Raw genomic sequence first — 20,133 nt, 5'->3', positions numbered from 1 at the left:
GGAACCCGAGGTCGCCGCCGTGTCGGAGGCCCCCGTCGAGACCGCTGCGTCCACGCAGCCCCAGCAGGAGGCTCGCGAGCCCCGTCGTGGCGGCCGTGACCGCAACCAGGGTGGCCGCGACCGCGGTGGCCGCGACTCCGAGAAGAGCCAGTTCCTCGAGCGCGTCGTGACCATCAACCGCGTGTCGAAGGTCGTCAAGGGCGGTCGTCGCTTCAGCTTCACCGCGCTCGTCGTCGTCGGCGACGGCAACGGACTCGTCGGAGTTGGCTACGGCAAGGCCCGCGAGGTCCCCACCGCCATCTCCAAGGGCGTCGAGGAGGCGAAGAAGAACTTCTTCCGCGTCCCGCGCGTCGGCTCGACCATCCCGCACCCCGTCCAGGGTGAGGCCGCTGCCGGTGTCGTGCTCCTGCGCCCCGCGTCGTCGGGTACCGGTGTCATCGCCGGCGGTCCCGTCCGCGCCGTGCTCGAGTGCGCCGGCATCCACGACGTCCTGAGCAAGTCGCTGGGCTCGTCGAACACCATCAACATCGTCCACGCGACGGTGACGGCCCTGCAGCAGCTCGAGGAGCCGCGCGCCGTCGCCGCTCGTCGCGGGCTCGACTTCGACCAGGTCGCGCCGCCCCGGCTCGTCCGTGCCGAGGCCGACGCCCTCGCCGCCGCGTCCAAGTCGAAGGCAGGTGCCTGATGGCCCAGCTCAAGGTGACCCAGATCAAGTCGAAGGTCAGCGAGAAGCAGTACCAGCGCGACACGCTGCGCTCGCTCGGCCTCAGGAAGATCGGTCAGAGCGTCGTCCGCGAGGACAACTCTCAGAACCGCGGATACGTGAAGACCGTCGCCCACCTGGTGAAGGTCGAGGAGATTGACTAATGGCTGAGAAGAACCAGGCCGTCGCGGAGTCCACGACTCCCGCGCAGGCCTCGACCAAGGAGCACGTGCTCAAGGTCCACCACCTCCGACCCGCAGTGGGCGCCAAGAAGGCGAAGACTCGCGTCGGCCGCGGTGAGGGATCCAAGGGAAAGACCGCCGGTCGCGGCACCAAGGGCACCAAGGCCCGCTACCAGGTGCGCGTCGGCTTCGAGGGTGGGCAGATGCCGCTGCACATGCGCACCCCGAAGCTCCGCGGCTTCAAGAACCCGTTCCGCGTCGAGTACCAGGTCGTGAACCTGTCCGCTCTCGCGGAGCTCTACCCTCAGGGCGGCGACGTCACCATCAGCGACCTGGTCGCGAAGGGTGCCGTCCGCAAGAACGAGAAGGTCAAGGTTCTCGGCGACGGGGACATTGCGGTTACGCTGAACGTCGCGGTCGACAAGGTCTCCAGCTCTGCCGAGCAGAAGATCGTCGCCGCGGGCGGATCCATCAAGTAGCACCAGCAGCTTGTCGGTCGGGCTTGCCACGACGACTCCCCACGGGCACCTCGCCCCTGGAGAGCGCGTGGCAAGCTCGACCTGTATCCCGCACCAAGAACTGAGCAGGAGACCCTAGGTAGATGTTTGGCGCCGTAGCGCGGATCTTCCGCACCCCCGACCTCCGCCGCAAGATCGGCTTCACCCTCGCGATCGTGGCGATCTTCCGGCTGGGATCCTTCATCCCCGCTCCGTTCGTCGACTTCGAGGCCGTCCAGGCCTGCCTCGCCGGCAACCAGGGCACCTCGGGTCTCTACGAGCTCGTGAACCTCTTCAGCGGTGGAGCCCTGCTCCAGCTGTCGATCTTCGCGCTCGGCATCATGCCGTACATCACGGCGTCGATCATCGTGCAGCTGCTGCGCGTGGTCATCCCGCACTTCGAGACCCTCTACAAGGAGGGCCAGTCGGGCCAGGGCCGTCTGACGCAGTACACCCGCTATCTCACGATCGCGCTGGGCGTCCTGCAGTCGACCACCCTCATCACCGTCGCCCGCTCGGGCGCGCTGTTCGGCAACTCCGGCGTCCCGGAGTGCTCGGCGCTCATCATCACCGACGAGTGGTACTCCATCCTGCTCATGGTCATCACCATGACCGCGGGCACCGGCATCATCATGTGGATGGGCGAGCTCATCACCGAGCGCGGCATCGGCAACGGCATGTCGCTCCTGATCTTCACCTCGATCGCCGCCCAGTTCCCCACCTCGCTCTGGTCGATCGCGCAGTCGCGCGGCTTCGAGACCTTCCTCCTCGTCCTCGCGGTCGGGCTCGTGCTCGTCGTCGCGGTCGTCTTCGTCGAGCAGTCGCAGCGGCGGATCCCCGTGCAGTACGCCAAGCGGATGGTCGGGCGCAGGACGTACGGCGGGAACAACACGTACATCCCGATCAAGGTCAACATGGCCGGCGTCGTGCCCGTCATCTTCGCCTCGTCGCTGCTGTACCTGCCCGCGCTCATCGCGCAGTTCAACCAGCCGGCGGCCGGCCAGGAGGCGCCGTTCTGGGTGACCTGGATCACGAACTACCTCACCAAGGGCGATCACCCGCTCTACATGGCGCTGTACTTCCTGCTGATCGTCGGCTTCACCTACTTCTACGTCGCGATCACCTTCAACCCCGACGAGGTCGCCGACAACATGAAGCGCTACGGCGGCTTCATCCCCGGCATCCGCGCCGGCCGTCCGACCGCCGAGTACCTGAACTACGTGCTGACCCGGGTGACGCTGCCCGGCTCGGTCTACCTCGGTCTGATCGCGCTCGTGCCCCTCGTGGCGCTCGCGCTCGTCGGCGCCAACCAGAACTTCCCGTTCGGCGGCACGTCCATCCTGATCATCGTCGGAGTCGGACTCGAGACGGTGAAGCAGATCGACTCCCAGCTGCAGCAGCGCCACTACGAAGGGCTCCTCCGATGACCTCGACCCCGGTCGGCTTCCGTCTGCTGCTGATCGGCCCTCCGGGCGCCGGCAAGGGGACTCAGGCCGCTCGGCTCAGCGAGGTCCTGAAGGTCCCCGCGATCTCGACCGGAGACATCTTCCGCGCCAACGTCGCCAACGAGACCGAGCTCGGCCTGCAGGCCAAGTCCTACCTCGACGCCGGCCGCTACGTGCCCGACGAGCTCACGAACGCGATCGTGCACGACCGGCTGCAGGAGGCCGACGTCTCGACGGGCTTCCTCCTCGACGGCTACCCGCGCACCACGGAGCAGGTCGACGAGCTCGACCGCATCGTCGCGGCCGACGGCAACCGGCTCGACGCGGTCGTGCAGCTGACCGCCGACCCCGACGAGGTCGTCGCGCGTCTGCTCAAGCGCTCCGCGGAGCAGGGCCGCAGCGACGACACCGAGGAGGTCATCCGGCACCGTCTCGCCCTCTACGAGGAGCAGACCGCGCCGCTGATCGACATCTACGCCGCGCGCGGGCTCGTCATCGTCGTCGACGGCCTCGGCCCGGTCGACGAGGTCACCGAGCGCATCGTCGTCGCCCTCGAGGGCCACCGCGTCGGTCGCCTCGTCGGCGACTCGCCGGCCGCCTGACCCGTGGCGCTGCGCTCCTCCCTCTACAAGACGCCGGCCCAGCTGCGATCGATGATCGCGCCCGGGCTGGCGACCGCCGCGTCTCTCGACGCTGTCCGTGCCGCCGTGCGACCCGGCGTCAGCACGCTCGAGCTCGACGCGATCGCCGAGGCTGCGATCGTCGCGCTCGGCGGGCACTCGAACTTCCAGCTCGTGCCCGGCTACCGGCACACGATCTGCGCCTCGGTGAACGAGGAGGTCGTGCACGGGATCCCCGGCGGCCGCGTCCTCGAGCCCGGCGACATCGTCTCGATCGACAGCGGCGCCGAGATCGACGGCTGGAACGGCGACTCCGCCATGACGATCGTCCTGCCCGACGTCGAGCGCCCCGACGAGGTCGCGCGCCGCGAGGCCCTGTCCCGCGTCACCGAGGGCTCGCTCTGGCGCGGCATCGCAGCTCTCGCGTCCGCCCGGCACCTCAACGAGGTGGGCGCGGCGATCGAGGAGTACATCGAGGACGAGGCGGAGGCCTCCGGCGCCGTCTACGGCATCCTCACCGACTACATCGGCCACGGCATCGGCCGGACGATGCACGAGGCGCCGCCGGTGTTCAACTACCGGGTCCGCCAGCGCGGCCCGGAGGTGAAGCCCGGCCTCGTCGTCGCCATCGAGCCCATGGTCACGGCCGGCAGCGCCGAGACGGTCGTCCGCGAGGACGAGTGGACCGTCGCCACCATCGACGGCAGCATGTCGGCGCACTGGGAGCACTCGGTCGCGGTGCACCGCGATGGCATCTGGGTGACGACGCTCGCCGACGGCGGCGCCGCCGGCCTCGCGCAGTACGGGATCGTGCCGACGCCGATCGCGTAGGGGAGGACTTGGTCGCGGTGATGCGACCCATTGAGGGTCGCCGTCGCGTTGTCGAGTCTTCCGCGGTGAGGGCGGTCCACCGGACCGCCCGGCTGGCCGCCTTGGAGGAGCTGGTCAGGGTGACCGACAGCTAGCTGTCGATCACCCTGACCAGCTCCTCGATGAAGCCGCCGAAGTCCGCGGAGCGGCGGATCAGGCGCTGCACCTCGGCGCGGTCGGCGAAGACCTCGACGAACTGGTCGAAGACGGACTGGAAGCTGCTGCGGCCGGCGGAGGCGAAGGCGATCATCGCGATCACGTTCACCCGCTGCTCGCCCCAGGCCATCGGCACGTCGTTGACGACGATGGCGATCGCGGTCCGGCGCGCGCTCATCGCCATCGCGTGCGGGACGGCGAGGTTGTCGGTGAACGCGGTGGAGCTCATCCGCTCGCGCTCGATCGCGCCGTCGACATAGTCCTCGTCGATGATGTCGCCCGCGATCATCCGCTCGCCGAGCAGCCGGATCATCGCGGCCTCGTCGCGCGCGTGCACGTTCCGGAAGAAGAGCGACTCGTCGAAGAACTGCAGCAGCTCGTCCTTGATCCGCGCGCGGCGGCGGTGCCGGCGCACCCGGGCGATCGCGCGGCGCACGGCGTCCACGTCGTGGTCGGTGAGGAACGGCTGCACCACGACGACCTCCTCGGACGCGGGCCGCTCGTCGATCGTGGTGATCACCAGGTCCGCGGTGAGGCGGTCCCAGTCGACGTCGCTCCGGGTGATCAGCGAGCGGACCTCCACCTCGGTGCCGAGCGAGCGCTCGACTCGCAGCCGCAGCATGTGCGCGAGGTCGTAGTAGTTCGGGCAGACGATGACGCAGGAGAGCCGCTCCTCGCGCCGGGACACCCGCTCGAGGAAGGAGCCGACGTGCAGGGCGATGTAGGCGATCTCGTCCTCGTTGACGGTGATCCCGCGCAGCCGCTGCAGTCCGCTCGCGAGGAACACCGCGATCTCGTAGGTCATCGGGAAGCTGGTCTTGATCGAGCGGGTGAGCGGGTTCCGCGAGTAGCCGCCCTCGGCCGCCCGCGCGACGAGGTTCCGCACGTGCAGCGCGAGGCGGACGATGAAGCCCTCGTCGTCCAGGTCGACGAGATAGGCCTCGTTGACGTCGGCGACGAGCTCGCGGACGACGGCGACGTCCTCCGGATCGAGGTAGTTCTCGACGACGGCGGCGACGGGCTCGTTCTGACCCGGCGTCGCCACCCGCGTGGTCATCAGGATCGCGAGCTGGGCGAGCTCGGCGTCGGTGAGCCGCGTGGCGAAGTGGCGCTCGACGAGCTCGGCGAGCAGCGCGGCGAGCTCGCCGTGCACCGCGGGGGAGGGGCGCGAGCCCGACGGGTCACCGATGCCCCGCGACACGCGGTCGACGGCGATCGCGATGTGCAGCAGCACGCTGTTCACGCCGTAGTCGTTGATGTAGTAGCCGCGGGTCTCGAGCTCGGCCAGCAGCTCGGTCTTGAACGCGCCGAGACCGGGGGAGGCGAACTCGCGCTGCACGTCGTCGAGCGTGAAGACGCCCTGCGCGCTCTCGTCGCGGAACATCCGCGAGATCAGCCGGCGCCGGGCCTCCTCGCTGCCCTCGAGACGAACGGAAGGGCCGCGGCGCACGAGGGCCAGCCCGGACTCGTCCGCCAGCGCCTTCACCCGGCGCAGATCGGCGTCGATCGTCGACTCGCTGACGGAGAGCGTGTCCGCGAGCGCCGCGACGTCGAGTCCCTCGTCGGAGTCGACCAGGCGCCGGACGATGCTGTACAGCCGGTCGCGCGGGGTGTCCGGCTCGTCGTCGCGGAGCAGCCGGGTCTCGAGGAACGCCGTGTACGCGTCGCGCGCGAGCCGGTAGCCGTTGGCCGACGACTCCACGGGCTCGAGCGGGGCCGCCTGGGCCTTCACCGCCGTCACGTAGCTGCGGACGCTCCGGGTGGTGACCCCGAGCCGGTCGGCCAGCTCGTGCGCGGTCACCCAGCCGTCGGCGCGGGAGAGGTACTCCAGCAGTCGTTCGCGGTTGTCAGGCATCGGTCTTCCAGTCAACCATCTCCGCGTCGGCGCGGTCGGACCCGCGCCGAAGCCGCCGGGAGCGCTCTTCCGCCCCCGCGGAAGATTGTCTGCGGGGGGCGGACGCGCGGCCCCCGAGATGCTTGGATGAGGCAAGACCCGGACGCGAGGAGGCGAACGAGGTGCGCACGATTCTGATCGTCTGCGGTGCAGGCGCGTCGAGCACGTTCCTGGCCCACCGGCTGCGAGCGGGCGCGAAGCAGCGCGGCATCGATGCCGTGTTCCGATCCGAGACCCTTCCCGGTCTCGCGGACGCTCTGCCCCAGGCGGACGTCCTCCTGGTCGGACCGCACCTCGAGCCGCAGTTCGACGAGCTCCGCCAGCGCGCGGTGCACGTCGGCGCCGCGGCAGCCCTCCTCCCGCACGACGTCTTCGGGGCGCACGGTGCCGATGCCGTGCTCGACACCCTTCCCGTCCTCTTCGCCGCTCGCGCGGTCGTCGCAGGATCGGACGGGGACGCCCCACCTCCCGCCCCGGGCCTCGCGCCCGGCACCGGGAACCACTGACGCAGTTCCGACTGCAGGATCAAGGAGAAACGTTCATGGTCGAGCGCACCGTGCAGGTTGCATCGTCGAAGGGCCTCCACGCCCGCCCCGCCTCGCTCTTCAGCCAGGCCGCGGCGAAGTCGGGTCAGAAGGTCCTGGTGAAGAAGGGCGAGGGCACCGCGGTGAACGCGGCCTCGATCCTCGGCATCATCTCGCTCGGCATCGAGCACGGCGACTCGCTGACCCTCTCCGTGGAGGGCGACAACGAGCAGGCGATCCTCGAGGAGCTGTCCGAGTTTCTGAGCACTGACCACGACGCTTAAGACCCCTCGCCCCACCGCCCTCTCACCGACGAGACGCACGACAGGAACCGGGAACCCATGACGCTGTCCACTCCTTCCACCGCCTACGCCTCCGCGAAGCTCCAGGGCACCGGAGTCGGCCGCGGCCTGGCCCTCGGGCCGGTGCTGCGCATGCCCGACCCGCTCCCCGAGCCCGAGGACACCGCCAGCACCCGCTCCGTCGCGCAGGAGGAGGAGCGCGCGGTCGCCTCGCTGTCGGCGACCGCCGCGACCATCCGCCACCGCGGTGAGCGCGCCGGCGGCTCGGCGAAGGACGTCCTCGACGCCCAGGCGCTGATGGCGGAGGACCCCTCGCTCGCGGACGACGTCAAGACCCGCCTCGCCGCGGGCAAGACCGCCGAGCGCGCGGTGCACGAGGCGTTCGCCGGCTTCCGCGACCTGCTGGTCGCGATGGGCGGCTACATGGCCGAGCGCGCGACCGACCTCGACGACGTCTCGCAGCGGGTCGTCGCCCACCTGCGCGGCGTCCCGGCGCCCGGCGTCCCGGAGTCGGACGAGCCGTTCGTCCTCGTCGCCCGCGATCTCGCGCCGGCCGACACCGCGCTGCTCGACCTCGAGAAGGTCCTCGGCCTGATCACCAGCGACGGCGGCCCGACCTCGCACACGGCGATCCTCGCCCGCGAGAAGTCGATCACCGCCATCGTCGGCACCACCGGCGCGCTCGACCTGCGCGACGGCCAGCTCGTCATCCTCGACGCCTCCTCCGGTGTCGTGACGGTGAACCCGTCCGACGTCGAGATCGGCGACGCGAAGTCCTCGATCGCGGAGCGCGCCGAGATGCTCGCCGCCCCCGTCGTCCCCGGTGCCCTCGCCGACGGTCACGCGGTGCCGCTGCTGGCGAACCTCGGCTCGGCCGACGGCGCCGAGAACGCCGTCGAGCTCGGCGCGGAGGGCGTGGGCCTGTTCCGCACCGAGTTCCTCTTCCTCGACGCGAAGGAGGCCCCGACCGTCGCCGAGCAGGCCGAGCAGTACACCCGCCTCCTCGCCGCCTTCCCCGGCCGCAAGGTCGTGGTGCGCGCGCTCGACGCCGGCGCCGACAAGCCGCTCGCCTTCCTCAACGACAACCACGAGGAGAACCCGGCGCTCGGCCTCCGCGGCCTCCGCGCCCTGCGCGCCAGCGAGCAGATCCTCCGCGACCAGCTCACCGCGCTCGCCCAGGCCGACGCCGCGACCGACGCCGACCTCTGGGTCATGGCGCCGATGGTCGCGACCGTCGACGAGACCCGCTATTTCACCTCCATGGCCAAGGAGCTCGGGATCCGCACCGCCGGCGTGATGGTGGAGGTCCCCTCCTCCGCCCTGCTCGCCGACCGGATCCTCGGAGTCGCCGACTTCGCCTCCATCGGCACCAACGACCTGACCCAGTACACCCTGGCGGCGGACCGGATGCTCGGCACCGTGTCCGCCTTCCAGGACCCGTGGCACCCCGCCGTCCTCCGCCTCGTCGGCGAGGTCGGCCGCGCGGGCGCCGCACTGGGCAAGCCCGTCGGCATCTGCGGCGAGGCCGCCGCGGATCCGCTGCTCGCCGTGGTCCTCGTGGGTCTCGGCGCGACGACCCTCTCGATGTCGCCGTCGGCTCTCGCCGACGTCCGCGCCGAGCTGGCCGAGCACACCCTCGAGGACGCGAAGCGCTACGCCGAGCTCGCCCTCGCGGCCGACAGCGCGGCGGACGCCCGGTCCGCCGTCACCGAGGCGATCGCCGCCTCCTGATCCCGGGGATCGCGCGGCCCGCATCCGCACGATCCTCCGCAGCACCACCCCGCACCACCGCACCATCCCGCACCACCCCTGCACCACCCCGTCTCGTCCCGCCCCGCGGGAGCCCGGTCCGCCTCAGGAGCGACCGGATCTCCCACCCTCAGAATCGGAGAACACACCACATGACAACGACGTCAGCGACGTCGACGCGCGGAGGTACGCGCGTCCACGTCCAGCGATTCGGCACCTTCCTCTCGGGGATGGTCATGCCGAACATCGCGGCCTTCATCGCGTGGGGTCTCATCACCTCGCTCTTCATCGCCGCGGGTTGGCTGCCCAACGGCATCCTCGGCGGCTTCGGCGACGCGGCCCAGATCGGCTGGGAGGGTGCCCGCACCCAGCTCGCCGCCGGTGAGGACGGCGCGACCTTCCAGCAGTACGTCGGTCTCGTCGCCCCGATGATCACCTACCTGCTCCCGCTGCTCATCGCGAACACCGGTGGCCGCATGGTCTACGGCCAGCGCGGTGGCGTGGTCGCCTCGATCGCCACCATGGGCGTCATCGTCGGCGCCACCATCCCGATGTTCCTCGGCGCCATGATCATCGGCCCGCTCGCCGCGTGGCTGATGAAGAAGGTCGACTCGATCTGGGACGGCAAGATCAAGCCCGGCTTCGAGATGCTGGTCAACAACTTCTCCGCCGGAATCCTCGGCATGCTCCTCTCGCTGGGCGCGTTCTTCGGCATCGCGCCGATCATCTCGTTCCTCACCAAGATCCTCGGCGACGGCGTCGACCTCCTGGTGAACGCGGGCCTGCTGCCGCTGACCTCGATCTTCATCGAGCCGGCGAAGATCCTGTTCCTCAACAACGCCATCAACCAGGGCGTCCTCACCCCGCTCGGCACCGTCATGGCGCAGGAGCAGGGCAAGTCGTACCTGTTCCTGCTCGAGGCCAACCCCGGCCCCGGCATGGGCGTGCTGCTCGCCTTCGCGATCTTCGGTGTGGGCATCGCCCGCGGCTCCGCTCCCGGCGCCGCGCTGATCCACTTCGTCGGCGGCATCCACGAGATCTACTTCCCCTACGTGCTGATGAAGCCCGCGCTCGTCGCGGCCGTCATCCTCGGCGGCATGACCGGTGTCGCGACCAACGTCGCGTTCGACTCCGGCCTCGTCGCCCCGGCGTCGCCGGGATCGATCATCGCGGTGCTCCTGCAGACCTCGCGGGACAGCTACCTCGGCGTGATCCTCTCGGTCCTGCTCTCGATGGCCGTGTCGTTCGTCGTCGCGTCGTTCATCATCCGCGGCAGCCGCAAGCGCGACCTCGACGCGATGGCCGCCGGTGACGACAAGCTCGCCGCCGCCGTCGCCGCCAACTCGTCGAACAAGGGCAAGGAGAGCGCCGTCGGCTCGCTCCTCAACGCGAGCGGCGCCTCCAACCAGGACGGTGCCTCGGCGACCGCCACCGCCACCCAGGTCCGCAACATCGTCTTCGCCTGCGACGCCGGAATGGGATCGTCCGCCATGGGCGCCTCCGTCCTGCGCAACAAGATGAAGAAGGCGGGCTTCGAGGACGTCACGGTCACCAACAAGGCGATCGCGGCCCTCGAGGACGACGTCGACCTGGTCATCACCCAGGCCGAGCTGACCGAGCGGGCGCGCCAGCGCACGCCGGGCGCGATCCACGTCTCCGTCGACAACTTCATGAACAGCCCCAAGTACGACGAGGTCGTCTCGCTCGTCGCGGAGCAGCACGGCAAGTAGTCGGGAACACCCCTGAGGGAGCCCGTAGGGTGCGACGTGGCGGAGACGCTCCGCTCGCCCCTGCGGGTTCCCTCATTCGTTCACCACCCACGGAAAGGACGCACGCCATGAGCGATGTGCTCACCATCGGACAGATCAACGCCTCCGGCACCGCCACGTCGAAGGAGACCGCCATCAAGGAGGCCGCCGACATGCTGGTCGGCGTCGGCGCCGTGACGCCCGCTTACCACGAGGCGATGCTCGCCCGCGAGGCGACCGTCTCCACCTACATGGGCAACCTGCTCGCCATCCCGCACGGCACGAACGACGCGAAGGACGAGATCCGCTCCTCGGCGCTCTCCTTCGTCCGCTACGCGCAGCCGATCGACTGGGACGGTAACGAGGTCCGCTTCGTCGTCGGCATCGCCGGCGTCAACAACGAGCACCTCGAGATCCTCTCCAAGATCGCGATCATCTTCTCCGAGGAGGACGAGGTGCAGAAGCTCCTCGACGCCCCGGACGCGCAGTCGCTCTACGCGCTGCTGGGCGAGGTCAACTCCTGATGCCCACCGCCGTCCACTTCGGCGCCGGCAACATCGGTCGCGGCTTCGTCGGGCTGATCCTGCACGGTGCCGGCTACGAGCTGGTCTTCGCCGACGTCAACGCGGCGCTGATCGACCAGCTCGCCGCCGCCGACAGCTACGAGGTGCACGAGGTGGGGGAGTCGTCCGCGACGCACGTCGTCGACGGCTTCCGCGCGATCAACTCGGCGAGCGACGAGGAGGCACTCGTCCGCGAGATCGCCGCCGCGGACATCGTCACCACCGCGGTGGGTCCGAGCATCCTGCGCTTCGTCGCCCCGGTGATCGCGAAGGGCCTCGCGGCCCGAGCGGAGTCGGCGCCCCGCCTGGCCGTGATGGCGTGCGAGAACGCGATCAACGCGACCCGTCTGCTGCAGACCGAGGTCGCCGCGAGCCTGGGCGCGGACGAGTGGGAGCGCCTGCGCACCCGCGCGGTCTTCGCCGACACCGCGGTCGACCGCATCGTGCCGAACCAGGCGGCCGGCCAGGGTCTCGACGTCACGGTCGAGAGCTTCTTCGAGTGGGTCGTCGACCGCACGCCGTTCGAGGGCTCCGAGCCCGCGATCCCCGGCGCGACCTGGGTCGACGACCTCGAGCCGTTCATCGAGCGCAAGCTCTTCACGGTGAACACCGGACACGCCACCGCGGCGTACGTCGGCTTCGCGGCCGGCGCGCACAAGCTGTCGGACGCGCTCGCGCTGCCCGAGGTGCACGATGCGGTGAAGGCCGCGCTCGAGGACACCAAGACGCTGATCGTCGAGAAGCACGGCTTCAGCGACGAGGAGCAGGAGGCCTACCTCCAGAAGACGCTGAAGCGCTTCGCGAACCCGGGTCTCACCGACACGGTGGACCGGGTCGGGCGCCAGCCGCTGCGCAAGCTCTCGCGGCACGAGCGCTTCATCGGCCCGGCGGCGGAGCTCGCGGAGCGCGGGCACGTGCCGAGCGGACTGCTGACGGCGATCGGCGCGGCCCTCCGCTTCGACGTGCCGGAGGACCCGCAGAGCGTCGAGTTGAAGGAGAAGCTGGCGGCGCTGTCGCCGGAGGAGTTCGTCGCCGAGGTGACCGGCCTCGGCGCGGACCACCCGCTGTTCGCGCAGGTCGTCGCGGTCGTCCGCGGCTGACCTCCGCGAGGCTTCGTCCGGAGGGGCGGGATCGGGTGCTCCGGCATCCGGCCCCGCCCCTCCGCGGTTCGCGCCGCGATCCGGAACGCGACCCGGGCTAGAAGAGGCGCCAGCGGGTCAGTGGCCAGGCGACGGCGAAGACGCGCCCGACCACCCGCTCGATCGGCACCGTCTTCACGCAGGAGTCGATCGGGCCCGGCGCCCCGCGGCAGTCGCCGAGCGAGTCGTTGGAGTTGGAGCGGTGGTCGCCGAGGACGAAGAGCGTGTCCTCCGGCACCGTGTACTCCTGGAAGCAGCGGGTGGAGGCCGGCTGCGAGTCGCAGTCCTGGGTGCCGGGGGTGAACGGGAAGTCCTCGAAGACGTAGTCGCCCGCGAGCGGCTGCCCGTCCACGAGCACGTGCCCTTCGGCGTCGCAGCAGGACACCGTCTGGCCGGCGGTCGCGATCACGCGCTTCACGAGGAACTCCTCGTGCGACGGGCCGATGCTCGTGACGTCGCCGAAGTACTTCACCGCCTCGGAGAGCGGGTTCCCGACCGCGTCGGCCGCGCCCCAGCGCGCGTCGCGCGAGAAGACGACGATCTGCTCCGACTCCGGGGCGCCGTGGAGCGCCGCGGTGCGGTCGACCAGGATGCGGTCGCCGAAGAAGCCGCCGCCCTGCAGGGTGTTCTCCATCGAGCCGGTCGGCACGGTGTACACCTTCACGAAGAACGTCTGCACGAGGGCGATGACGACGATCGCGACCAGCACGGTCACCAGGGGGTGCGAGTACCAGCTCCGCCGGCTCCTCGCCGTGCCGCCGTCCGTCGTCTTCTCCGTGCGCGCCATCCGCGGTCCCTTCGACGAGGGAGAGCCTAGGCGGCGGCCGTCGTGCCCGCGCTCCGCGGCGCGCACACCGCCGTCAGCGGCGGGTGCCCGCACCTGTCCTGAGGCGACACGCCCGGGCTGGCGGAGAAGCGGGGATTCGCGTAGTATCGACCCTTGGTGTTTGCGCGTGCTCCGGCACGCCCGCGCACCGCTCCCCAGGCTCCGCCCGGGGGGAGGATCGTCGCGGAAGCATTCGCACGACCAGTACACACACTACTTCCGAACGACAGTGAGGCTATGGCCAAAAAAGACGGTGTCATCGAAATCGAAGGTGCGGTTGTCGAGGCGCTCCCCAACGCGATGTTCCGCGTGGAGCTCACCAACGGACACAAGGTTCTCGCCCACATCTCGGGCAAGATGCGTCAGCACTACATCCGCATCCTCCCCGAGGACCGCGTGATCGTGGAGCTCAGCCCCTACGACCTGACCCGCGGCCGGATCGTCTACCGCTACAAGTAGACGTTCGCTCCGCTCAGTTCGCGACGTGCGTGTCCTGTAAGGAACGGCCCCGGCATCCGCCGGGAGCACGACGCCAGCGAAAACAAGGAACAGAACAATGAAGGTCAACCCCAGCGTCAAGCGCATCTGCGACCACTGCAAGATCATCCGCCGCCACGGCAACGTGATGGTCATCTGCAGCAGCAACCCCCGCCACAAGCAGCGTCAGGGCTAGTCCTCCGGGACTCCCGGCGCTCCTGCGAGGAGCGCGGGCGGGAAACCGCCCAGCAGCACGGCAACACACCACCCCGCAACGTCAGAAATCGCGCAGCGCCCCGGGTCTCCCGGGGTGAACGGCGAGGACACCTTCGGTCGGAGGCCGAGGCACCGACGTTGCTTCACACCTCCACTCACTCACAGGAGAAGCCACCATGGCACGTCTGGCAGGAGTAGACATCCCGCGCGAGAAGCGCGTGGAGGTCGCACTGACCTACATCTACGGAGTCGGCCGCACCAGCGCGCTGAAGACGCTGAGCGACACGGGGATCGACGGGAACATCCGCGTCAAGGACCTCACCGACGACCAGCTCGTCGCGCTCCGCGACTACATCGAGGGCAACTACAAGGTGGAGGGCGACCTCCGCCGCGAGGTCGCCGCCGACATCCGCCGCAAGGTCGAGATCGGGTCCTACGAGGGCATCCGCCACCGTCGCGGCCTCCCGGTCCGTGGACAGCGCACCAAGACGAACGCTCGCACCCGCAAGGGCCCGAAGCGCACCGTCGCCGGCAAGAAGAAGGCCGGCCGCAAGTAACGCGGGCGACACGGACCTAGAGGAGATAACAAGTGGCTACCCCCAAGTCGGCCGCGCGCAAGCCGCGCCGCAAGGAGAAGAAGAACATCGCTGTGGGCCAGGCCCACATCAAGTCGACGTTCAACAACACCATCGTGTCGATCACCGACCCCGCCGGGGCCGTCATCAGCTGGGCTTCGTCCGGTGGAGTCGGCTTCAAGGGCTCGCGCAAGTCGACGCCGTTCGCCGCCCAGCTCGCTGCCGAGTCGGCCGCGCGTCAGGCGCAGGAGCACGGCATGAAGAAGGTCGACGTCTTCGTGAAGGGCCCGGGCTCGGGTCGCGAGACCGCGATCCGCTCGCTCCAGGCCGCAGGCCTCGAGGTCGGCTCGATCAACGACGTCACCCCGCAGGCGCACAACGGCTGCCGCCCGCCGAAGCGCCGTCGCGTCTAACGCAGCACTCGCAGCCGTCGGCCGGCCGAACGAAGCGCTCTCCAGCGCGACGTGAGGCCGGCCGGCGGATCGCGCATTTCTTTCACAACTTCAGACTCGCAAACGCACGTGTCATATAGCGGACACGTGATCGAAAGGAATCAACAGTGCTTATCGCACAGCGTCCGACGCTCACCGAGGAGAACATCTCGGAGTTCCGTTCCCGCTTCGTCATCGAGCCCCTCGAGCCCGGCTTCGGCTACACGCTCGGCAACTCGCTGCGTCGCACCCTGCTGTCCTCCATCCCCGGCGCCGCTGTCACCAGCATCCGGATCGACGGAGTCCTGCACGAGTTCACGACCGTCCCGGGCGTCCGCGAGGACGTCACCGAGATCATCCTGAACATCAAGGGACTCGTCGTCTCCTCCGAGCACGACGAGCCGATCACCGCCTACCTGCGCAAGCAGGGCGCCGGCCAGGTCACCGCCGCCGACATCTCGGCTCCGGCCGGTGTCGAGATCCACAACCCGGACCTCGTCATCGCGACCCTGAACGACAAGGCGAAGTTCGAGCTCGAGCTCACCATCGAGCGCGGCCGCGGCTACGTCTCGGCGACCCAGAACCGCAGCGAGTTCTCCGAGGCCGGCCAGATCCCGGTCGACTCGATCTACTCGCCCGTGCTCAAGGTCACCTACCGCGTCGAGGCCACCCGTGCCGGCGAGCGCACCGACTTCGACCGCCTCGTCGTCGACGTCGAGTCGAAGCCGGCGATCACGCCGCGCGACGCCATCGCGTCGGCCGGTCGCACGCTGACCGAGCTGTTCGGTCTCGCCCGCGAGCTGAACAACGCGGCCGAGGGCATCGAGATCGGCCCCGCGCCGGTCGACGCCGTCCTCTCGACCGAGCTGTCCATGCCCATCGAGGACCTCGACCTCTCGGTGCGCAGCTACAACTGCCTCAAGCGCGAGGGCATCAACAACGTCAATGAGCTCGTCGCCCTCTCGGAGACGCAGCTCATGAACATCCGCAACTTCGGTCAGAAGTCGGTGGATGAGGTCAAGGAGAAGCTGACGGAGCTGGGCCTGTCGCTGAAGGACTCGGTCCCCGGGTTCGACGGCGCCCACTTCTACAGCTACGACGACGAGAGCATCTAGGTCTCCGCTCCGGCGTTCGACCTTCTGACACCCCTTTAGTACTGGAGTAAAGCCATGCCCAAGCCCACGAAGGGCCCCCGCCTCGGAGGCGGTCCCGCACACGAGCGTCTGCTGCTCGCGAACCTGGCCGCGGCCCTGTTCACGCACAAGAGCATCAAGACGACCGAGACCAAGGCCAAGCGCCTGCGTCCCCTCGCCGAGCGTCTGGTGACGTTCGCGAAGCGCGGCGACCTGCACGCCCGCCGCCGCGTCCTCGCGACCATCGGCGACAAGAGCGTCGTGCACGAGCTCTTCACCGAGATCGCGCCGCTCGTCGCCGAGCGTGAGGGCGGCTACACCCGCATCACGAAGATCGGTCCCCGCAAGGGCGACAACGCCCCGATGGCCGTCATCGAGCTCGTCCTCGAGCCCGTGACGCCGAAGGTCAAGAAGTCGCGCACCGGCGCCGCTCCCGTCTCGGCTCCGGTCGAGGACGAGACCGTCGTCGCGGACGCCCCCGCCGAGGACGCCACTGTCGAGGAGGCGCCCGTCGCCGACACGACCGAGGCCGATGCGACCGTCCAGGACGCGCCCGTCGAGGACGCCCCGGTCGAGACGACCACCGAGACCAAGTAGTCCCGAGCACGTCTCGAGAGCCCTCCGCCCCCTCGGGGACGGGGGGCTCTCGTCGTTCCCGGCCGCGGCACTCCTGCGTGCTCGGTGGCGCGGAACGTCGCTTACGATGGCGGGATCATCCCGACAGAGGGGCGGAGGCGTCCGGTACCCGGGCGTCCGTCCTCGTCGGCCAGCAGGAGGAGTTCCGTGCGCGCGCACCATGCGGTCCTGCTCCTCGCCGCGACGGCCCTGCTGGCGGGCTGCTCCTCCACCGGGGTCGTCGACGTGCCGGAGTCGGCGCGCACGACGGCGCCGGGCGCCGCCTCCGAGTCCGTGCCCAGCGCGACTGCCACGGCCGTCGCGCCGCCGGCTCCCGCCCTCGACTGCTCCGCGGCCCTGCCCGCCTCGGCCGTCGAGACGGCGGTCGGTCTGCCCGCCGGGACGGCCGTGCTCGTCCAGGCGGGGGACACCTGCTCCTACGGCATCGCCGGCAACCCGTCCGCGGTCCTCGTCGGCGTCGGGCCCGCACGGCTCGCTGAGACGTTCGCCGGCGCAGGCGAGGCCGTCGGCGCCGTGCCGGCTCCGCTGGGGGAGGCCGCCTACCGGCTCGAGGGCTCGCCGACGACGCCGTCCCAGCTGGCCGTGCTGGCGGGCGGCTACGAGCTGCACGTCGAGTCCTTCGTCGGGGACCAGGACGTGCTCGCCGACTGGGCGGTGGCCGTCTTCGACTCGCTCGGCGTCCGGCTCTCGGCGGGCTGATCCGCGATCCGAGGCGGCCCGGCGGACGACCTAGACTCGTCGGGTGCTCCACCGCGTCCGCCTCGACCTGGCCTACGACGGCACCCACTTCGCGGGCTGGGCACTCCAGCCCGGTCTCCGCACGGTGCAGGGCGTCCTCGAGGACGCGCTCGGCGTGCTGCTGCGCTCGGAGGAGCGGACGGTGGTCACCGTCGCGGGACGCACCGACGCGGGCGTGCACGCGAGCGCTCAGGTGGCGCACCTGGACCTCACGCCCCAGCAGTGGTCGCGCCTGAACGGCAGCCCGCGGGCCGGGACCGAGAAGGTCGCGCCCGAGGTCGTGCTCCAGCGCAAGCTCCAGGGGATCCTCGGTCAGTACTCGGACCTGTCCGTGCACCGGGTGACCCGGGCGCCCGAGGGCTTCGACGCGCGCTTCTCCGCGCGCTGGCGGCGCTACGAGTACCGGCTCGCCGACCGCACCTCGCTCCGTCGGCCGCTCGAGCGCGGCTTCACGACCTGGATCAACGAGGCGGTCGACGAGGGCGTGATGGCGCAGGCGGCCGAGTCGCTTCTCGGCCTGCACGACTACGCCTCGTTCTGCCGCGCGCGCGTGGGAGCCACCACCATCCGGAGCCTCCTCGACTTCACCTGGGAGCGCGACGAGGACGGCGTGCTGCACGCGCACCTGCGCGCCGACGCCTTCTGCCACAGCATGGTGCGGGCGCTCGTCGGCTCCTGCGTGGCCGTGGGGATCGGCAAGCTGGACGCGGGAGAGCTCCCGCTGCTGCGCGACGCCGCCCGCCGCACGAACGCCTTCGCGGTCATGCCGGCGCGCGGCCTCATCCTGCGCGAGGTCGATTACCCTGAGGACTCGGAACTGGCCGAGCGGGCCGTGCTCACCCGGGTGAAGCGCACCCTGCCCGGCGGGGACGCCCAGGGGGAGGACGACGAGTGATCCGCAGGAACCACCGCGTGAGGGCGCTGGTCGCCGCGCTCGTCCTGCCGGCGGGGCTGCTGCTGGCCGGCTGCTCGTCGTCGGCGATCGACGTGCCGGACCGGGCGCCCGCCGCCGCGGTCGACTCCACCGCGCCGACCGCCGTGCCCACCGCGGTGCCGACCGCTCCCGCGGCCGAGCCGACCGCCGGTGCAACGGTCGAGGTCCTCGACTGCGCCGCGGTGCTTCCGGTGCCGGCGATCGAGGCGGCGCTCCAGCTGCCCGAGGGCTTCGTCACCGCCTCGGATCAGGGCTCCGGCTGCGCCTGGGCGATGGCGGGCAACCCCGCCGCGCTCGTCCTGCAGACGGCGACCGGCGCCACCACGGCCGACGTCGCCGCGCAGGAGTCCGCGGCCCCCGTCGGGCCGAGCGGGCTGGGCGACGCCGCCTTCTTCCGCGCCGGCGACCCGGCGGTCGACCCGGCCGCCACGGTCGTCGTGCTCGCCGGGGATCGGCTGCTCTCGCTCCGCTCCTACGTCGGCGGCCAGGCCCCGCTCGAGGAGCTGGCGACCGAGGTCCTGGCCGCGCTGGGGCAGGACGACTCCTGACCCGGACCGCCCGGGGGAGCGCGGCGGCGAACCCGTGAGCTTCCGCTCCGGTACGGATTGCTGTACTGTCGACCCTTGGTGTTCTCGGCCGCGTGCCGGCACCCGAAGTTGAGCCCTCCATCGGATCGGTTCGGCCCCCTCGCGGGTCGAACGGCCACGGAGCGGGATTCACGAACTCCTCACTCCGATCAGAAAGCAGCACTCACGTGACTCGCACTTTTTCTCCGAAGCCGGCTGACGTCCAGCACGACTGGATCGTCATCGACGCGTCCGACGTCGTGCTCGGCCGTCTGGCCACCCACGCCGCTGCGCTCCTGCGCGGCAAGCACAAGCCGACGTTCGCGCCGCACATGGACATGGGCGACTTCGTCATCATCGTCAACGCCGAGAAGGTGGCCCTCACCGGCCAGAAGCTCCTCCAGAAGAAGGCGTACCGCCACTCCGGCTACCCGGGCGGCCTCACGGCCACCACGTACGCCGAGCTCCTCGAGAAGAACCCGATCCGCGCCGTCGAGAAGGCCATCCGCGGAATGCTCCCCAAGAACTCCCTCGGTCGTGCGCAGCTGCGCAAGCTGAAGGTCTACACGGGCACCGAGCACCCTCACGCGGCTCAGCAGCCCAAGGCGTACGCCTTCACCCAGGTCGCCCAGTAGGCTCCGGCCCTCCCCGACACCCCAGACTTCGAAGACAAAGGATCACCTACACCGTGGCGAAGATCGCAGACCAGATCGACGTGGCTCCCGAGAGCTACTCCACCGAAAGCCCGGCCACCGAGGCGTCCTCGACGCCCCGCGCCGTCCTCAACGTCTCCGGCGCAGCCGTGGGCCGTCGCAAGCAGGCCATCGCCCGCGTGCGCCTGGTCCCGGGCTCCGGCAGCCTGACCGTGAACGCCCGCGAGTTCGCGGAGTACTTCCCCAACAAGCTGCACCAGCAGCTGATCAACGACCCGTTCAAGGTCCTCGACCTCCTCGGCTCGTACGACGTCGTCGCGAAGATCACCGGCGGTGGCCCCTCCGGCCAGGCCGGTGCACTCCGCCTGGCGATCGCGCGTGCGCTGAACGAGATCGACCGCGAGAACAACCGCGCCATCCTCAAGAAGGCCGGCTTCCTCACCCGCGACGCTCGCGTCATCGAGCGCAAGAAGGCCGGTCTCAAGAAGGCCCGCAAGGCGTCCCAGTTCTCGAAGCGCTAGTCGCTGCGGCCCCCGTGGCCGCCGATCAGCAGCTT

Annotated in this window: 25 protein-coding genes; 23 read left to right on the top strand and 2 right to left on the bottom strand. The window is 70.3% G+C overall.

What is annotated here, in order from left to right:
* Window positions 1-19 precede the first annotated feature (19 nt).
* The 6 genes from rpsE to map all read left to right on the top strand — a co-directional run bounded on the left by rpsE (window position 20) and on the right by map (window position 4,278).
* Complete coding sequence (rpsE, locus tag EDF35_RS02125; protein WP_173287519.1) at window positions 20-685, top strand: 30S ribosomal protein S5; 666 nt, start codon at window positions 20-22, stop codon at window positions 683-685.
* On the top strand, window positions 685-867 hold the full coding sequence (gene rpmD / locus EDF35_RS02120) for a 50S ribosomal protein L30 (protein WP_173232138.1): 183 nt from the start codon (window positions 685-687) through the stop codon (window positions 865-867). Before rpsE ends, rpmD begins: the two co-directional genes overlap by 1 nt.
* Complete coding sequence (gene rplO, locus EDF35_RS02115; protein ID WP_123445055.1) at window positions 867-1,364, top strand: 50S ribosomal protein L15; 498 nt, start codon at window positions 867-869, stop codon at window positions 1,362-1,364. Before rpmD ends, rplO begins: the two co-directional genes overlap by 1 nt.
* A 122-nt stretch (window positions 1,365-1,486) precedes the next feature.
* Window positions 1,487-2,809 (top strand): preprotein translocase subunit SecY, encoded by a 1,323-nt coding sequence (secY, locus tag EDF35_RS02110; RefSeq protein ID WP_123445056.1) that lies wholly within the window; start codon window positions 1,487-1,489, stop codon window positions 2,807-2,809.
* Window positions 2,806-3,429: an adenylate kinase gene (locus EDF35_RS02105; RefSeq protein WP_123445057.1), complete on the top strand. Its 624-nt coding sequence runs from the start codon at window positions 2,806-2,808 to the stop codon at window positions 3,427-3,429. The genes secY and EDF35_RS02105 overlap by 4 nt, the downstream gene beginning before the upstream one ends.
* Window positions 3,430-3,432: 3 nt before the next feature.
* Complete coding sequence (gene map / locus EDF35_RS02100) at window positions 3,433-4,278, top strand: type I methionyl aminopeptidase (RefSeq protein ID WP_123733514.1); 846 nt, start codon at window positions 3,433-3,435, stop codon at window positions 4,276-4,278.
* Window positions 4,279-4,408: 130 nt separating this feature from the next.
* Here map and EDF35_RS02095 read toward each other — a convergent pair whose 3' ends face one another.
* Window positions 4,409-6,328 (bottom strand): BglG family transcription antiterminator, encoded by a 1,920-nt coding sequence (locus EDF35_RS02095; protein ID WP_133960594.1) that lies wholly within the window; start codon window positions 6,326-6,328, stop codon window positions 4,409-4,411.
* 161 nt (window positions 6,329-6,489) lie between these two features.
* On the opposite strand from EDF35_RS02095, the gene EDF35_RS02090 reads away from it, so the two are divergent.
* The 6 genes from EDF35_RS02090 (at window position 6,490) to EDF35_RS02060 (ending at window position 12,353) form a co-directional block, all read left to right on the top strand.
* Window positions 6,490-6,873, top strand: coding sequence for a PTS sugar transporter (locus tag EDF35_RS02090; protein WP_166673980.1), 384 nt, complete (start codon window positions 6,490-6,492; stop codon window positions 6,871-6,873).
* Window positions 6,874-6,908: 35 nt separating this feature from the next.
* The gene (locus EDF35_RS02085) at window positions 6,909-7,175 is read left to right on the top strand and encodes an HPr family phosphocarrier protein (RefSeq protein ID WP_123733517.1); all 267 of its coding nucleotides are present in this window, start codon (window positions 6,909-6,911) and stop codon (window positions 7,173-7,175) included.
* Between the two features lie 57 nt (window positions 7,176-7,232).
* Window positions 7,233-8,924: a phosphoenolpyruvate--protein phosphotransferase gene (gene ptsP / locus EDF35_RS02080; protein ID WP_127885916.1), complete on the top strand. Its 1,692-nt coding sequence runs from the start codon at window positions 7,233-7,235 to the stop codon at window positions 8,922-8,924.
* A 170-nt stretch (window positions 8,925-9,094) separates the two neighbouring features.
* Complete coding sequence (locus EDF35_RS02070; RefSeq protein ID WP_123702120.1) at window positions 9,095-10,672, top strand: PTS mannitol transporter subunit IICB; 1,578 nt, start codon at window positions 9,095-9,097, stop codon at window positions 10,670-10,672.
* A 107-nt stretch (window positions 10,673-10,779) separates the two neighbouring features.
* Window positions 10,780-11,214 carry a PTS sugar transporter subunit IIA gene (locus EDF35_RS02065; protein WP_123445065.1) on the top strand — a complete coding sequence of 145 codons (435 nt, stop codon included), beginning with the start codon at window positions 10,780-10,782 and terminating at the stop codon, window positions 11,212-11,214.
* Window positions 11,214-12,353 carry a mannitol-1-phosphate 5-dehydrogenase gene (locus EDF35_RS02060; RefSeq protein WP_123702122.1) on the top strand — a complete coding sequence of 380 codons (1,140 nt, stop codon included), beginning with the start codon at window positions 11,214-11,216 and terminating at the stop codon, window positions 12,351-12,353. Before EDF35_RS02065 ends, EDF35_RS02060 begins: the two co-directional genes overlap by 1 nt.
* A gap of 97 nt (window positions 12,354-12,450) precedes the next feature.
* Here EDF35_RS02060 and lepB read toward each other — a convergent pair whose 3' ends face one another.
* On the bottom strand, window positions 12,451-13,179 hold the full coding sequence (gene lepB / locus EDF35_RS02055) for a signal peptidase I (protein WP_133960591.1): 729 nt from the start codon (window positions 13,177-13,179) through the stop codon (window positions 12,451-12,453).
* A 276-nt stretch (window positions 13,180-13,455) separates the two neighbouring features.
* On the opposite strand from lepB, the gene infA reads away from it, so the two are divergent.
* The 11 genes from infA to rpsI all read left to right on the top strand — a co-directional run bounded on the left by infA (window position 13,456) and on the right by rpsI (window position 20,098).
* Window positions 13,456-13,677: a translation initiation factor IF-1 gene (gene infA, locus EDF35_RS02050; protein WP_022883252.1), complete on the top strand. Its 222-nt coding sequence runs from the start codon at window positions 13,456-13,458 to the stop codon at window positions 13,675-13,677.
* A 97-nt stretch (window positions 13,678-13,774) separates the two neighbouring features.
* Complete coding sequence (gene rpmJ, locus EDF35_RS02045) at window positions 13,775-13,891, top strand: 50S ribosomal protein L36 (protein ID WP_055787164.1); 117 nt, start codon at window positions 13,775-13,777, stop codon at window positions 13,889-13,891.
* A 196-nt stretch (window positions 13,892-14,087) separates the two neighbouring features.
* Window positions 14,088-14,468 (top strand): 30S ribosomal protein S13, encoded by a 381-nt coding sequence (gene rpsM, locus EDF35_RS02040; RefSeq protein WP_056037260.1) that lies wholly within the window; start codon window positions 14,088-14,090, stop codon window positions 14,466-14,468.
* Between the two features lie 32 nt (window positions 14,469-14,500).
* On the top strand, window positions 14,501-14,899 hold the full coding sequence (rpsK, locus tag EDF35_RS02035) for a 30S ribosomal protein S11 (protein ID WP_056037257.1): 399 nt from the start codon (window positions 14,501-14,503) through the stop codon (window positions 14,897-14,899).
* A gap of 146 nt (window positions 14,900-15,045) precedes the next feature.
* Window positions 15,046-16,032 (top strand): DNA-directed RNA polymerase subunit alpha, encoded by a 987-nt coding sequence (locus EDF35_RS02030; protein WP_123445069.1) that lies wholly within the window; start codon window positions 15,046-15,048, stop codon window positions 16,030-16,032.
* Between the two features lie 54 nt (window positions 16,033-16,086).
* On the top strand, window positions 16,087-16,647 hold the full coding sequence (gene rplQ / locus EDF35_RS02025; RefSeq protein ID WP_123702126.1) for a 50S ribosomal protein L17: 561 nt from the start codon (window positions 16,087-16,089) through the stop codon (window positions 16,645-16,647).
* A gap of 186 nt (window positions 16,648-16,833) precedes the next feature.
* A complete protein-coding gene (locus EDF35_RS02020; RefSeq protein WP_133960590.1) occupies window positions 16,834-17,385 on the top strand; it encodes a hypothetical protein in 552 nt (183 codons plus the stop codon).
* Window positions 17,386-17,428: 43 nt separating this feature from the next.
* A complete protein-coding gene (locus EDF35_RS02015; protein ID WP_127885922.1) occupies window positions 17,429-18,319 on the top strand; it encodes a tRNA pseudouridine synthase A in 891 nt (296 codons plus the stop codon).
* Window positions 18,316-18,906, top strand: a complete 591-nt coding sequence (locus EDF35_RS02010; protein WP_123702132.1) for a hypothetical protein — start codon at window positions 18,316-18,318, stop codon at window positions 18,904-18,906. The genes EDF35_RS02015 and EDF35_RS02010 overlap by 4 nt, the downstream gene beginning before the upstream one ends.
* A 206-nt stretch (window positions 18,907-19,112) precedes the next feature.
* Entirely contained in the window at window positions 19,113-19,559 is a 447-nt protein-coding gene (gene rplM, locus EDF35_RS02005; RefSeq protein ID WP_123445074.1) for a 50S ribosomal protein L13, read from the top strand.
* 53 nt (window positions 19,560-19,612) lie between these two features.
* Complete coding sequence (gene rpsI / locus EDF35_RS02000) at window positions 19,613-20,098, top strand: 30S ribosomal protein S9 (protein WP_123445075.1); 486 nt, start codon at window positions 19,613-19,615, stop codon at window positions 20,096-20,098.
* Window positions 20,099-20,133: the final 35 nt, after the last annotated feature.

The organism is Rathayibacter sp. PhB151 (genome assembly GCF_004366415.1).
Taxonomy (GTDB): Bacteria; Actinomycetota; Actinomycetes; order Actinomycetales; family Microbacteriaceae; genus Rathayibacter; species Rathayibacter festucae.
The sequence above is the reverse complement of the archived record's forward strand: the minus strand, read 5'-3'. Positions and strand labels throughout refer to the sequence as shown.